This window comes from Lysinibacillus sp. FSL R5-0849, from assembly GCF_038595075.1.
GTDB lineage: Bacteria > Bacillota > Bacilli > Bacillales_A > Planococcaceae > Lysinibacillus > Lysinibacillus fusiformis.
The window spans coordinates 877,903-891,604 of sequence record NZ_CP152004.1; the positions used below are offsets into that span (position 1 = coordinate 877,903).

Consider the following 13,702-nt stretch of genomic DNA (forward strand, 5'->3'; position numbering starts at 1 on the left):
AAGCTAAGAACTAAGAGAGGTGACCAATTTGTTAGAACTAAAAAATATCTCAAAAAGCTATAAAAATAAGCAAGTTTTAGTAGATATCAATGTAACCATCGAATCAGGTGAAATTATATCTTTATTAGGGCCGAGTGGTTGCGGTAAAACTACTTTGCTTAATATCATCTTAGGGCTTGCAGAGCAAACGGGTGGTCAGCTGATCTACAATGGGCAAGATATATCGAAGCAATCCATGCAAGAAAGAGGATTCAATATTGTTTTTCAGGATTTTGCGTTATTCCCTCATTTAAATGCCTACGACAACATTGTATATGGGTTGAAAAATAAAAATAGTCAAATGTCCAAAGAAGATGTACAGGAATATATCGATTTTTTAGAACTGACTCCGCATCTGCATAAAAGGATTCACGAATTATCAGGCGGCCAAAAGCAACGTGTATCTATTGCTAGAACGCTTGTTATGCAACCCAAAATACTTTTGCTAGATGAGCCGTTAAGTGCACTTGATGGAGTCATTAAGGAATCTATCAAGGAACGTATTAAATCAATTGCTCGTGAATTTAATTTGACGACGATTATTGTGACGCATGATCCAGAAGAAGCGCTAACCTTATCGGATAAAGTTTTAATCATAAATGAAGGAACGGTTGCTCAATTCGGTACACCACATGAAATCGTAGAGGCACCGAAAAATTCATTTATTGAGGACTTTATTTTAAGACAGCTTCATATTAAGCGCCACAACATCTATCAATTGTTTGGAGAAACATATGCTTAAAACGAATAAAATGATGAAATTAATCTTTCTACCAATTCTATTATTTCTCCTATTCTTTTTAGTTGTGCCATTGATTTATATGTTTTGGCAGTCCTTGAAAGTAGGAAATGAGATTTCCATTCAACATTATATAGATGCTTTAAAAAATGTAGAAATTCGTGATGCTTTCTTCAATAGCTTTAAAGTTTCTTTTGTGGCATCGGTCATTACGACTATCTTAGCTTTTTTCTTGGCCTACGCTGTTCATTTTACAACGATGCATCGCCATACAAAAAAGCTAGTACAGATAGGTATTACGTTGCCTATGCTATTGCCAACTATCACCTATGGCTTCGTATTGATTTATACATTTGGTAATCAAGGAATCCTAACAAGATTAGCTGGACAACCACTTTTCACGATTTATGGATATAACGGACTGGTGATAGGCTACATCTTATACACATTGCCAGTCGCTTTTATTCTCATGCAAAACTCTATGCAATATATCGATAAACGATTTTTGCTAGTGTCTATATTAATGCATGATCGTCCGCTCCGTCGTTTTTATCATACGGTATTCCGTCCGATGTTAGGGACAATTGGTGGTGCGTTTATTTTAACATTTATTTTAAGCTTTACAGATTTCGGAATTCCTGCATCAGTAGGCGGAAATTATAGGGTGATTGCCACTGAACTTTATCAAGCTATGCTAGGTTCTATCGTGCATTTTGAGCGTGGGGCAGTTATTTCAGTGTTAATGCTTGTCCCAGCTATACTGGGCGTCCTCATGTTAACGATATTAGAACGCTTTAATTTTCATTATAAACAGACGGGGAGAAGTGAACTTGTTAAACATCGTCTTCGTGACACGCTGTTTACGCTCTATTCAATTGCCTCTGTTGCAGTCGTATTTATCATTTTTTCAACCATGTTTATCGTTCCATTTACGAAGGGTTATCCCTATGATTTCAGCTTTACATTTGAACATGTTCGAAATGTGTTAGCGGAGAAAGATTTAACAAAGGTTTATGTGAATTCCCTTATCGTAGCGGTTTTAACAGCTGTTTTAGGTGTAAGCATTACATTTATGTCTGCCCTTCTTAATGCGAGGACGCCATTGAAAGGAAGAAAAAGCTTAGATCTTGCCTCAATGATCACTAACACAGTTCCGGGGATGGTGCTTGGTCTATCGTATTTGTTTTTCTTTAATGGAAGTTCATTAAAGGGTACATTTCTCATCATTATCGCTTGTAATATTGTGCATTTCTTTACAACTCCTTATTTAATGGCTAAAAATTCATTGCAAAAGATGGACCCAACCTGGGAAGTGACGGCGGAGCTATTAAAGGATTCTTGGTTAAAAACAGTCATACGTATCATTTTGCCGAATATTAGACCGACCATTTATCAAATGTTAAGCTACTATTTTTTAAATGCAATGGTCACGGTCAGTGGCGTTATTTTCCTTGTTAGCACAAAAACTATGCTTGTATCGACAAGAATAAAAGAGCTTCAGCATTTCGCAAAATATACCGATATTTTCGTACTTTCGATATTCATTTTATGTACAAACCTTATTGTGAAATTAGGTTGTGATTATATAACAGCACATAAAGAAAAAGTGGAGGAGATTTCAAAATGAAAAAATCAACGGTGATGATGTTAGGGACAGTTAGTGCGGCAGCGATAGTTTTAACTGCATGTGGAGGGGTAGAAGCAGGTTCGAAGGATGAAGTAATTATCTATTCTAATGCAGATGATGAGGCAATTGAAGTAATGGAATCTACATTAGATGAAAAAGGTTATAAAGGAAAATATTTAATTCAATCGTTCGGTACTTCAGAATTGGGTGGAAAAATGATGGCTGAAGGTACAGATATTGAAGCGGATATCGTAACGATGGCTTCTTATTTTATAGAAAGCGCACAAACTTCTAAATCCATGTTTGCGGATATTTCTTCGGATTTAAAACCTCTTGATGGCGGTGTTACATATGCATTGCCGATTTTAGGAAATGTAGGATCCATTTTTATAAATACGGATGTTTTGCAACAAAAGGGCTTGCCTGTCCCAAAAACGATAAAAGATTTGACAGACCCTGCCTTCAAAGATTTAGTCTCATTCCCAAATATAATGGACTCCTCAACCGGTTGGCTATTAGTACAAGCCATTATTAAAGAATATGGTGAGCAAGAGGGGCAAAGGGTTTTGGCAGATTTAATTAACAATGCTGGACCTCATATTGAAAGCTCTGGGTCAGGACCAATAAAAAAAGTGAAGACAGGTGAAGTAGCAGCTGGATTTGGTTTACGTATTCAAGCAATTGATGCTAAGGAAGAAGGATTACCAATAGAATATATTGACCCAACAGAAGGGAACTTTACGCTAACAGAATCAGTAGCTGTTGTAGATAAAGAGGGAGATGAAACATTAGCCAAAGAAATGGCAAAGGTAATTGCAACAGAGGCTCGAAATGGTTTTTTAGAGCAATATCCAGTAGCACTTTATGAAGAAGAGCAGGTACAGGCTGAGCATGTGCCGGCGCATCTAAAAAAGTGGGATACAACATTGACAGTAGATTTATTAGAAAAACACCAAGCTTTCTTTAAAGAAGCCCAAAAATAAGGAGCTAAAGAAAATGAGCAACTATAAATTATTAACACCAGGACCATTAACAACTACTAAGACAGTCAAACAGGAAATGTTAAAAGATCGCTGTACATGGGATGATGACTATAAAAATGTGACACAAGTGATTCGGAAGCAGCTCCTAAATTTAGCGCAAGTCGATGAGTCTGATTATACAGCAGTACTAATGCAAGGTAGTGGTAGTTTTGTTGTAGAGTCGGTGCTGACAACAGCTGTTGGTGAAGATGATAAATTGCTAATAATAACGAATGGCGCTTATGGTGAAAGAATTGCAGAAATGGCTGAAGTGTTGAGGTTAGCGCATGTCGTTTATAGTGTCCCTTATGATGAACAGCCATCATCCTTAGAAGTTCAAGGTTTACTTGAAAAAGATGCAAGTATTACACATGTGGCGGTTGTACACTGTGAAACGACTACTGGTATTTTAAATCCGATTAAAGAAATCGGAGAAGTTGTCTGCTCTTTCAACAAAACATTTATCGTAGATGCTATGAGTAGCTTTGGTGGGGTACCAATGGATTTATCTGACTCGCATATTGATTTTTGTATTAGTAGTGCGAATAAATGTATTCAAGGTGTTCCTGGCTTTGGGTTCGTCATTGCTAAAACAAGGGTGTTAGAAAAATGCAAAGGACAAGCACGCAGTGTAGCATTAGATTTATATAGTCAATGGGAAGTAATGAAAAAGGATGGGAAGTGGCGCTTTACTTCGCCGACACATGTAGTAGCGGCCTTTGCAAAGGCGCTAGAAGAGTTAGTGGAAGAAGGCGGAGTAAACGCACGTTACCAACGTTATGCAGATAATAATCAATTACTGCGTTCTCGTTTATCAGTACTAGGGTTCGATGCATATATTTCTGAAGAGCTACAATCACCAATTATCACAACTTATTTGTTCCCACATAAAGAGTTTTCTTTTGAACATTTTTATCAGGAGATGAAAAAGGCGGGATTTGTCATCTATCCTGGTAAGCTGACAGATGTAGATACATTCCGTATTGGTAATATTGGTGATATATATGAAGAAGATATGCAGGCCTTATGCGAAGTCATTGAAAATTATATGGTGGTGAAAAATAATGAAAATTGAAACAGTAATTTTGGATTGGGCAGGTACAGCAGTTGATTTTGGTTGCTTTGCCCCTGTAAATGTCTTTTTAACGATTTTTGAAGATGCTGGTGTAACAGTAACCCTTGAAGAAGCTCGTAAACCTATGGGCATGCTGAAAATTGATCATATTCGTACGATGCTTGAAATGCCAAGGATTAATGAAGAATGGAAACGAGTTCATCATCAGCATTTTTCAGAGGAAGATGTACATGTTCTATACAATCAATTTGAATCGAAATTAATGGAGTCTTTGGCAACCTACACAGTTCCTATTCAGCATGTGACAGCGACCGTACAGCAATTAAGAGAAGCCGGTATTCGATTTGGTTCTACTACCGGCTACACAGATTTTATGATGGAAGTCGTAACAAAACATGCTGCTATGAAGGGCTATCAACCAGATTTTTTAGTGACTCCGACACAAGTGAGTGATAAGGGGCGGCCATATCCGTATATGATTTTCAGAAATATGGAGGCATTGGGATCGAAATCAACCAAGCAAGTTGTAAAGGTTGGCGATACAACCTCAGATATAAAAGAAGCCTTGAATGCTGGTGTATGGGCTGTTGGTGTTATTATTGGAAGTTCAGAAATGGGACTGGCTGAAGAAGAGTTCTTAGCTTTAACCGCTGATGAACAACAACAAGCCATTGAAAAAACAAAACGTATTTTTGAGAAGACTGGTGCACACTATACCATTGAAACGATGAAAGACCTACCTATATTAATTAATAAGATAAATGAAGTGCTTGCAAATGACATGAACGAATAAAAATTGAGAACATAGAAAAAACAAACCTCTGCGTAAATGCTGAGGTTTGTTTTGTTGATTCGCTTTTAGTCACGCTCATATGGGATGGACTCTGGGATATCAGCAAATGGATTTTTTTCATTAATGCGGTCATAAAACATGATGCCGTTCAAATGATCTAATTCATGCTGAAAGGCGATGGCAGACAAGCCTTTAAGGCGCATTTTCTTTTCTTCCCCATCTATAGTTTTAAATTTTACTGTAATGCGTGCATGACGTGGGACGTATCCAGGAACATTACGATCAACGGAAAGACAACCTTCTCCAGCAGAAAGGTATGTGTTTTCAACTGAATGGCTGACAATTTTGGGGTTTATGGCTACGAAGCTTAATTGTTCACCAGCATCATCTTGCAAATGAAGTGCAAACATACGCTGTAGACTATTTACTTGATTGGCAGCTAAGCCGATGCCGCTGCGTAAATTATATTTTTCTGCCATTTCAGGATCTTGGCTGTTAATTAAGTACTGAAGCATATCTTCAGCAAGCTGTCTTGTTTCATCAGATAAAGGGAATTTAACTTCCTCTGCTTTCGTGCGTAAAGTCGGATGACCTTCGCGGATAATATCATCCATTAAAATCATATAGTAATCTTCCTTTCATCTTTGTAGTGCTCTATTTATAAGTATACATCACGTCTAAAAACAATCACATGAAAAAAGACCTTATTTGAATATACTTAAAAAATTTTTCGAATGCTATTAGATTTTCTAGAATGGGGTATTCTACTATTGGAAAACCTGTTGGAAAACTTAAGAATTACAAGGCGTAAAAATGGTGTTCTAATACAGATTTTCGATATTGGTAATACAGTATAGGACAGAGATGATTAATTGTTATTTTAGAAAAAATCTTTGTTTATAGCCGTAATATATGATTGACCGACAGTATTTTATTCAGTATACTGAGTGTCAAGAATAAGTTGTACTAGTCAAAAAGGTGATTTATTTTAATACAGCTGAAAGGGAGATGTGACAAATGAGCAAGAAAAACAATAATATTTTTGATGCTAAACAAACGCTAACTGAAATCGAAGATAAGTTTGAAATGTTTCAAATTTTGAATGAAGAAGGCGAAATTATAAATAATGAGGCAGATCCTAAATTATCGGATGAAGAATTAGTTGAACTAATGACACGTATGGTTTATACACGTATTTTAGACCAACGTTCAATCTCACTGAACCGTCAAGGCCGTTTAGGTTTCTATGCACCAACGGCAGGTCAGGAAGCTTCTCAGCTTGCTTCACACTTTGCATTAGAACAAGAGGATTGGATTTTACCAGGGTATCGTGATGTTCCACAAATCGTGTGGCATGGCCTACCTTTAGATAAAGCGTTTTTATTCTCTCGTGGACATTTTATGGGGAACCAAGTACCTGAGGGTGTAAATGTTCTAGCACCACAAATTATTATCGGTGCTCAATTTATCCAAGCAGCAGGTGTTGCACTAGGTATTCAAAAGCGTGGGAAAAAAGCTGTTGCAGTAACATATACAGGTGATGGTGGTTCATCACAAGGGGACTTCTATGAAGGTATTAACTTTGCTGGTGCATTTAAATCTCCAGCGATCTTCATTGTACAAAATAACCAATATGCAATTTCTACACCGCGTGAACTACAAACTGCTGCAAAAACAATCGCTCAAAAAGGTGTGGCAGCAGGTTTACCAAGTATTTTAGTAGATGGAATGGATGCGCTTGCAGTTTACGTAGCAACTCGTGATGCACGTGAGCGAGCTGTTAATGGTGAAGGTCCAACGTTAATTGAAACAATGTGTTACCGTTATGGCCCACATACAATGGCTGGGGATGACCCAACGCGTTACCGTACTTCTGATACAGATACTGAATGGGCTCAAAAAGACCCACTTGTTCGCTTCCGTAAATACCTAGAAGCAAAAGGCTTATGGGATGAGAAGAAAGAAGAAGCAGTCATTGAGCGTGCTAAAGAAGAAATTAAAGAAGCCATCAAAAAAGCTGATGCTGCTCCAAAACAAAAAGTAACAGAGCTGATGGAAAACATGTATAAAGGCGAAATGCCATCTAATTTAAAAGAACAGTATGAAATCTATAAAGAGAAGGAGTCGAAATAACCTATGGCACAAATGACGATGATTCAAGCAATTACAGATGCACTTCGCACAGAATTAAAGAATGATGAAAACGTTCTTGTATTCGGGGAAGATGTAGGTGTCAACGGTGGGGTATTCCGCGCGACAGAAGGCCTACAAAAAGAATTCGGAGTTGACCGCGTTTTTGATACGCCGTTAGCAGAATCAGGTATTGGTGGCTTAGCAATCGGTCTTTCTCTACAAGGATTCCGTCCAGTTCCTGAAATTCAATTCTTCGGCTTCGTTTATGAAGTAATGGATTCAATCAGTGGTCAATTAGCACGTATGAGCTACCGTAGTGGCGGCGTATACAACGCACCAGTAACAATTCGCTCACCATTCGGTGGTGGTGTGCATACTCCTGAGATGCACTCAGATAGCTTAGAAAGCTTAATGACTGCACAACCAGGTTTAACGGTAGTTGTACCATCAACACCTTACGATGCAAAAGGTTTACTAATTTCATCTATTCGCAACGACAACCCAGTTATTTTCTTAGAACATTTAAAACTTTACCGTTCATTCCGTGAAGAAGTACCAGAAGAAGCATACGAAATTCCACTAGGAAAAGCGGATGTAAAACGTGAAGGTAAAGATTTAACAATTGTTGCTTACGGTTTAATGGTTCATGAAAGCTTAAAGGCTGCGGAAGAACTTGAAAAAGAAGGCCACTCTGTTGAAGTAATTGATTTACGTACAATTCAACCAATTGATATCGAAACAATTATTGCGTCTGTAGAAAAAACAGGTCGTGCAATCGTTGTACAAGAAGCACAAAAACAAGCAGGTATCGCGGCAAATGTAGTAGCAGAAATTACTGAACGCGCAATTTTAAGCTTAGAAGCGCCTGTTCTTCGTGTGGCTGCACCAGATACTGTGTACCCATTCCCACAAGCTGAAGGTGTTTGGTTACCAAACTACAAAGATGTAATGGAAACAGCAAAAAAAGTTTTAACATTCTAATGAAGCTTCTAAACTTGAACATCGGTAAATAGAAAGGATGGGTACACATGGCATTTGAATTCAGATTACCGGATATTGGCGAGGGAATTCACGAAGGCGAAATCGTGAAATGGTTCGTCAAGGCTGGAGATACAGTAAAAGAAGACGATATTCTTTGTGAAGTACAAAATGATAAAGCAGTAGTAGAAATTCCTTCACCAGTTGAAGGAACAGTAGAGGAAGTTTTAGTAGGAGAAGGAACAGTTGCCGTCGTAGGCGATGTTTTAATCCGATTGGATGCACCTGGCTATGAAGACTTAAAGCTAAAAGGTGATAGTCACGCTGAAGAGAAAACTGAAGCACAAGTTCAAGCAACAGCTGAATCTGGTCAGAACGTAGAAAAAGCTCCTGCAAAAGAGGAGAAAGCACCAGAGCAAGCACCTGAAAAAGCTGAAACAGTTGTTGATGAAACAAAACGTGTGATTGCGATGCCTTCTGTCCGCAAATTTGCACGCGATAACGACGTAAACATCCGTGAAGTAAAAGGTTCAGGCAAAAATGGTCGTATTTTGAAAGAAGATATTACAAACTTCTTAAATGGTGGAGGTACTGTTGACACTGAATCAGCAACTGGAGTGACAGTTGAAGAAGCGGTTCAACAAGAAACTACTACTTCAGCAGCACCAGTTGTTCTTGAAGGGGAATTCCCAGAAACTCGTGAGAAAATGTCTGGTATTCGAAAAGCGATTGCAAAAGCAATGGTACACTCGAAACAAACGGCTCCACATGTTACACTAATGGATGAAGTCGATGTAACAGCTCTTGTAGCGCATCGTAAAAAATTCAAAGATATCGCAGCTGAAAAAGGTGTTAAATTAACATACTTACCTTATGTAGTAAAAGCACTTATCTCAACATTACGCGAATTCCCAGAATTTAATCGCTCATTAGATGATGCAACACAAGAAATTATCCAAAAGCATTACTACAATATTGGTATTGCAGCGGATACTGAAAAAGGTTTACTTGTCCCAGTTATCAAGCATGCAGATCGCAAGTCTGTATTTGCAGTGTCAAATGAAATCAATGAGTTAGCGACTAAAGCCCGTGAAAGTAAACTTGCGCCACATGAAATGAAAGGTGCATCTATGTCTATTACGAATATTGGTTCTGCAGGAGGTCAATGGTTTACACCAGTAATTAACCATCCTGAAGTAGCAATTCTAGGTATTGGTCGAATTTCAGAAAAACCTGTAATAAAAAATGGTGAAATTGTAGCCGCACCTGTGTTAGCATTATCATTGAGCTTTGATCATCGTATGATCGATGGAGCCACTGCGCAAAATGCTTTAAATCACTTGAAGCGTTTGTTAAGTGAGCCAGAATTATTATTAATGGAGGCGTAACAAAAATGGTAGTAGGAGATTTCCCAATCGAAACAGATACTCTTGTCATTGGTTCAGGTCCTGGAGGATATGTAGCAGCAATTCGTGCAGCTCAAACTGGCCAAAAAGTAACAATCGTTGAAAAAAATGTACTTGGTGGTGTGTGCTTAAACGTAGGTTGTATTCCATCAAAAGCATTAATTTCAGTAGGTCACCGTTTTGAGCAAGCTAAACATTCAGATGACATGGGAATCATCGCTTCTGATGTGAAATTAGACTTCTCAAAAGCACAAGCATTTAAAGACAGCGTTGTTAAAAAATTAACTGGCGGTGTTGAAGGCTTACTTAAAGGGAACAAAGTTGAAATTGTACAAGGTGAAGCTTATTTCGTTGACGCTCATTCAGTGCGTATCATCAATGGTGAATCTGCTCAAACTTACACATTTAACAATGTCATTATTGCAACAGGTTCTCGTCCAGTTGAAATTCCTACATTCAAATTCTCTGAGCGCGTACTAAATTCTACTGGTGCACTTTCTTTACAAGAAGTACCTGGTAAATTAGTAGTAATTGGTGGAGGTTACATTGGTACAGAGTTAGGATCTGCTTATGCAAACCTTGGCTCACAAGTAACAATTATTGAAGGCGGAAAAGATATTTTAGCTGGCTTCGAAAAACAAATGACTCAAATCGTGAAAAAAGGCCTTAAAAAGAAAGGCGTTGAAATGGAAGTAAACGCATCTGCAAAAGGCGTTGAAGAAACAGAAAACGGCGTAGTTGTAACTTATGAAGTTGGCGGAGAAGAGAAAAAAGTTGAAGCTGATTATGTATTAGTTACTGTAGGTCGTCGTCCAAATACTGATGAAATGGGCCTTGCTGAAATCGGTGTTGAATTCGGTGAACGCGGTCTAATCAATGTTGATAAACAATGTCGTACAAATATTTCAAATATCTATGCAATTGGTGATATCGTTGCTGGTCCTCAGCTTGCACATAAAGCTTCTTACGAAGGTAAAGTTGCTGCTGAAGCAATTGCTGGTGAAAAATCAGTTGTTGATTATCTTGCTGTACCTGCTGTATGTTTCACAGATCCAGAAATGGCGACAGTTGGTTACAACGAAGAACAAGCAAAAGCAGAAGGTATCGAGTACACTGCAGCGAAATTCCCATTCGCAGCAAATGGTCGTGCTCTTGCACTAAACCAATCAGAAGGTTTCGTGAAGCTTGTTGCTCGTAAAGAAGATGGCTTATTAATCGGTGCTCAAATCGTAGGTGCTGGTGCATCTGATATGATCGCTGAAATGGGCTTAGCAATTGAAGGCGGAATGACTGCTGAAGACATCGCATTAACAATTCATGCTCACCCAACATTAGGGGAAATTACAATGGAAGCTGCTGAAGTATTACTTGGCAACCCAATTCACATTGTAGCAAAAAAATAATGTAAAACCGTTTAAACGGCTATAAAGCGAATTGCTTTGTAGCCGTTTTTTGTATATTATCTATAATTTTGTTAAAGTAAATATATTGTTAAGAATATTCGAAAATATTTGGGGTGATTATAATGGAACTAGGCTTAAAGGGGAAAGTAGCAATTATAACAGGATCGAGTAAAGGTATTGGCTATTATACGGCCATGCAACTTGTTAAAGAGGGTGCTCAGGTTGTACTTTGTGCACGTGGAGAAAAACAGCTACAGGTGGCCGCTGGGTGTATTAAAAATGAAACAGGTGTAGATGTTTTAATTGTTCCAACAGATATTACTAAGGAAAAAGATTGTAAGAATCTAATTGAGCGTACGGTCGAACATTTTGGACACGTTGATATTCTCATTAATAATGCTGGGACAGCTTCAGCAAATCCTTTTGAATCGGTGAGTAGTGAGCTGTGGCAAGCAGATTTAGATTTAAAGGTATTTGGCGCTATACATTGCTCAAAATATGCAGCACCATATATGCGTAAGGCTGGTGGGGGTGCAATCGTGAATGTGACTGCGGTGATGGCTAAGACGCCTCCTGCTAGCTCGCTTCCTACGACTGTCAGCCGTGCTGCGGGACTTGCTTTGACTAAAGCGATGAGCAAGGATTTAGGAAAGGATAATATCCGCGTCAATTCCGTATGTATTGGGCTTATTCGAAGTGATCAAATCGAAAAGAAATGGAAAAAGGAAGATCCAAGTTTATCGTGGGAAGACTATTCTCGTAAAGTAGGGCAAGCTATTCCACTTGGTCGTGTAGGTGATACGCAAGAAGCGGCCAACGTTATTACATTTTTAGTATCTGATGCAGCAAGTTATGTTACGGGGACTTCATTGAATATTGATGGTGGCTCTGGTCACGCATTATAGAGAAAAATCCACTATACTTCCATTGATAGAATGTGTAGTGGATTTTATGATTATCCTTCTTCATTAATCAGAACATTTTTACCACGCATTTTCATGAACAGTGGTATAAGTAACCACGAAATAGCAGCTACTAAAAATAGTAATGACAATGGCTTTGCTACAAATATAGAAAAGTCACCATTAGATATAGTTAATGCACGACGCATATTATTTTCAATCATTGGCCCTAGTACAAGTGCAAGTACTAAAGGTGCCACTGGATAGTCATTTTTGGCAAATAGATAGCCGAGCACACCACAAGCTAATAATAAAAATAAATCAAAAGTGGCGAATTGTACGGCATACACACCAAAAATTGAAATTGCAACAATAATGGGCAATAAATATTTTTTCGGTGTTTCTATGATTTTTGCAAAGATACGAACGAGAGGCATGTTTAATGCTAATAACATTAAGTTTCCTATAAACATACTGGCAATTAATCCCCAAGCGACTTGAGGATGCTCTTCAAATAATAATGGACCTGGCTGAATATTATACATAATAAGTGCACCCATTAAAATAGCAGTTGTACCTGAACCGGGGATACCTAATGTTAGCAATGGAATCATTGCGCCTCCTGATGCAGCATTGTTCGCTGATTCAGGTCCAGCAACACCGGCAATATGGCCTTTTCCAAACTTCTCAGGTGTCTTACTGAATTTCTTTTCGGTAATATAAGAAAAGAATGAGGCAAGTGTTGCGCCTGCACCAGGTAAAACGCCAATGAAAAATCCTAGTAGTGAACCGCGAGCAATAGGAATAGCGCTTTCCTTTAAATCCTGCTTTGTTGGTAATACACGATTAATTTTTGCTAATTGACCATCTTCTTCATCTCTTTCAAGAATCGTTTTAAATACTTCCCCTAACGCGAATAAACCAACAGCAATTGTTAAAAATTCAATACCCGAGAACAGCATGGGCTGACCAAATGTAAAGCGTTCGATACCAGATACGGCATCAATACCAACTGTCCCGAGCATCAGTCCTAAGGCGGTCATAATTAAAGCTTTTGTAATAGAGCGGCCTGCAAGTCCACTTACTGCAGCAAGCCCTAGTAGCATTAATGAAAAGTATTCTGCTGGTCCAAATTTAAGTGCTAATTTTGATAATGGATTCGCTAATAGTATTAGACCAAGTAATGCTATAACACCAGCACAAAATGAACCAATGGCTGCAATGGAAAGAGCACTTCCGGCACGTCCTTGCTTAGCCATTTGGTAGCCATCCAATGTTGTAACAACTGATGAGGATTCACCAGGTGTATTTAATAGAATCGAAGTTGTTGAACCACCATACATGGCTCCATAGTAAACCCCTGCAAGTAAGATAATTGAGCTCGTAGCGGCGGCCTCCGTAGGTAATCCCGCTGTAATGGTTGCCGTTACTGGGATTAATAAAGCAACGCCGCTCATTGGACCTATGCCAGGAAGGACACCAACCGCTGTTCCAATTATGACACCGACAAGAGCGAATAAAAGATTTTGCCATTGAAAAGCAATCGCAAATCCATCAGCTAAAAATTGCAATGTCGACATATGTT

The 13,702-nt window shown here is 38.5% G+C and carries 12 protein-coding genes; 10 read left to right on the forward strand and 2 right to left on the reverse strand.

All coding sequences use genetic code 11. From position 1 onward, the window contains the following. The first annotated feature begins 28 nt into the window (after positions 1-28). From MKY80_RS04035 to phnX, 5 genes are read left to right on the forward strand one after another with little or no spacing between them, the layout of a single operon-like run. On the forward strand, positions 29-781 hold the full coding sequence (locus MKY80_RS04035) for an ABC transporter ATP-binding protein (protein WP_089985241.1): 753 nt from the start codon (positions 29-31) through the stop codon (positions 779-781). Next, a complete protein-coding gene (locus MKY80_RS04040; RefSeq protein WP_090001972.1) occupies positions 774-2,405 on the forward strand; it encodes an ABC transporter permease subunit in 1,632 nt (543 codons plus the stop codon). The genes MKY80_RS04035 and MKY80_RS04040 overlap by 8 nt, the downstream gene beginning before the upstream one ends. After that, the gene (locus MKY80_RS04045) at positions 2,402-3,388 is read left to right on the forward strand and encodes an extracellular solute-binding protein (RefSeq protein WP_008174027.1); all 987 of its coding nucleotides are present in this window, start codon (positions 2,402-2,404) and stop codon (positions 3,386-3,388) included. Before MKY80_RS04040 ends, MKY80_RS04045 begins: the two co-directional genes overlap by 4 nt. A 13-nt stretch (positions 3,389-3,401) precedes the next feature. After that, the gene (phnW, locus tag MKY80_RS04050) at positions 3,402-4,502 is read left to right on the forward strand and encodes a 2-aminoethylphosphonate--pyruvate transaminase (protein WP_089985244.1); all 1,101 of its coding nucleotides are present in this window, start codon (positions 3,402-3,404) and stop codon (positions 4,500-4,502) included. Continuing rightward, entirely contained in the window at positions 4,492-5,295 is an 804-nt protein-coding gene (gene phnX, locus MKY80_RS04055) for a phosphonoacetaldehyde hydrolase (RefSeq protein ID WP_008174022.1), read from the forward strand. The genes phnW and phnX overlap by 11 nt, the downstream gene beginning before the upstream one ends. 65 nt (positions 5,296-5,360) lie before the next feature. Here the strand turns inward: phnX and def are convergent, their stop codons facing one another. Continuing rightward, positions 5,361-5,918 carry a peptide deformylase gene (def, locus tag MKY80_RS04060; protein WP_008174021.1) on the reverse strand — a complete coding sequence of 186 codons (558 nt, stop codon included), beginning with the start codon at positions 5,916-5,918 and terminating at the stop codon, positions 5,361-5,363. A gap of 394 nt (positions 5,919-6,312) precedes the next feature. On the opposite strand from def, the gene pdhA reads away from it, so the two are divergent. From pdhA to MKY80_RS04085, 5 genes are all read left to right on the forward strand, one after another. Then, positions 6,313-7,428 (forward strand): pyruvate dehydrogenase (acetyl-transferring) E1 component subunit alpha, encoded by a 1,116-nt coding sequence (gene pdhA, locus MKY80_RS04065; protein ID WP_008174019.1) that lies wholly within the window; start codon positions 6,313-6,315, stop codon positions 7,426-7,428. 3 nt (positions 7,429-7,431) lie between these two features. Next, positions 7,432-8,409: an alpha-ketoacid dehydrogenase subunit beta gene (locus tag MKY80_RS04070; protein WP_008174017.1), complete on the forward strand. Its 978-nt coding sequence runs from the start codon at positions 7,432-7,434 to the stop codon at positions 8,407-8,409. 47 nt (positions 8,410-8,456) lie between these two features. Continuing rightward, a complete protein-coding gene (locus MKY80_RS04075; RefSeq protein WP_089985246.1) occupies positions 8,457-9,794 on the forward strand; it encodes a dihydrolipoamide acetyltransferase family protein in 1,338 nt (445 codons plus the stop codon). 5 nt (positions 9,795-9,799) lie between these two features. Next, entirely contained in the window at positions 9,800-11,215 is a 1,416-nt protein-coding gene (lpdA, locus tag MKY80_RS04080) for a dihydrolipoyl dehydrogenase (RefSeq protein ID WP_089985247.1), read from the forward strand. Between the two features lie 122 nt (positions 11,216-11,337). Continuing rightward, entirely contained in the window at positions 11,338-12,120 is a 783-nt protein-coding gene (locus MKY80_RS04085; protein WP_036123669.1) for an SDR family oxidoreductase, read from the forward strand. Between the two features lie 50 nt (positions 12,121-12,170). On the opposite strand, the gene MKY80_RS04090 is transcribed toward MKY80_RS04085, so the two are convergent. Continuing rightward, the gene (locus MKY80_RS04090) at positions 12,171-13,697 is read right to left on the reverse strand and encodes a tripartite tricarboxylate transporter permease (RefSeq protein ID WP_089985249.1); all 1,527 of its coding nucleotides are present in this window, start codon (positions 13,695-13,697) and stop codon (positions 12,171-12,173) included. Positions 13,698-13,702 lie beyond the last annotated feature (5 nt).

Excerpts from the sequence above, each read along its gene's own strand:
- pdhA (WP_008174019.1), top strand. The coding sequence starts at position 6,313 with ATGAGCAAGAAAAACAATAATATTTTTGATGCTAAACAAACGCTAACT.
- lpdA (WP_089985247.1), top strand. The coding sequence starts at position 9,800 with ATGGTAGTAGGAGATTTCCCAATCGAAACAGATACTCTTGTCATTGGT.
- MKY80_RS04085 (WP_036123669.1), top strand. The coding sequence starts at position 11,338 with ATGGAACTAGGCTTAAAGGGGAAAGTAGCAATTATAACAGGATCGAGT.
- MKY80_RS04075 (WP_089985246.1), top strand. The coding sequence starts at position 8,457 with ATGGCATTTGAATTCAGATTACCGGATATTGGCGAGGGAATTCACGAA.
- MKY80_RS04070 (WP_008174017.1), top strand. The coding sequence starts at position 7,432 with ATGGCACAAATGACGATGATTCAAGCAATTACAGATGCACTTCGCACA.
- MKY80_RS04045 (WP_008174027.1), top strand. The coding sequence starts at position 2,402 with ATGAAAAAATCAACGGTGATGATGTTAGGGACAGTTAGTGCGGCAGCG.
- phnW (WP_089985244.1), top strand. The coding sequence starts at position 3,402 with ATGAGCAACTATAAATTATTAACACCAGGACCATTAACAACTACTAAG.
- MKY80_RS04040 (WP_090001972.1), top strand. The coding sequence starts at position 774 with ATGCTTAAAACGAATAAAATGATGAAATTAATCTTTCTACCAATTCTA.
- MKY80_RS04090 (WP_089985249.1), bottom strand. The coding sequence starts at position 13,697 with ATGTCGACATTGCAATTTTTAGCTGATGGATTTGCGATTGCTTTTCAA.
- def (WP_008174021.1), bottom strand. The coding sequence starts at position 5,918 with ATGATTTTAATGGATGATATTATCCGCGAAGGTCATCCGACTTTACGC.
- phnX (WP_008174022.1), top strand. The coding sequence starts at position 4,492 with ATGAAAATTGAAACAGTAATTTTGGATTGGGCAGGTACAGCAGTTGAT.